Source organism: Lysobacter sp. CA199 (assembly GCF_052078715.1).
In the GTDB taxonomy this organism is placed as follows: domain Bacteria; phylum Pseudomonadota; class Gammaproteobacteria; order Xanthomonadales; family Xanthomonadaceae; genus Lysobacter.
In genome coordinates, this window is sequence record NZ_JBQJIL010000042.1 from 1 (window position 1) to 513 (window position 513).

The following is a 513-nucleotide window of genomic DNA, read 5'->3' on the forward strand; positions in this document are numbered from 1 at the left end:
CAACGCTCGTCGTGGCCAAGGATTACACGCTGACCGAGATCGGTACGCCGAACAACACGGTCGAAGCGGGCGAAACGATCAACTACACGGTGACGGTGACGAATACCGGCAACGTGACGATCACCGGCGTGACCGTGACCGACGTGTTCAACAACGGTGCGGCGACGACGTTGACCTGTGCGCCGGCCAATCTGGCCCCGACCCAGGTCGCGACCTGTAACGCCTACTCACACGTGGTGACGCAGCCGGAAGCCGACAACAACACGACCTTGGTCAACACCGCGACTGCGACCGGCGCACCGCCGGGCGGCGGCACGGTGACGGGGCGCGACACTGAGGTGGTCAACGTGACCGCGCCGCGCCCGGAACTGACGGTGGCCAAGAGTCACACGCTGACCGAGATCGGCACGCCGAACAACACGGTCGAAGCGGGCGAAACGATCAACTACACGGTGACGGTGACGAATACCGGCAACGTGACGATCACCGGTGTGACCGTGACCGACGTGTTCA

Annotated in this window: 1 protein-coding gene; it reads left to right on the forward strand. The window is 63.9% G+C overall.

The window, feature by feature from the left end; genetic code table 11:
- Positions 1–513 (forward strand): DUF7507 domain-containing protein (locus ACTOWJ_RS29385; protein WP_441338181.1); only part of this gene is annotated, 513 nt, incomplete at both ends.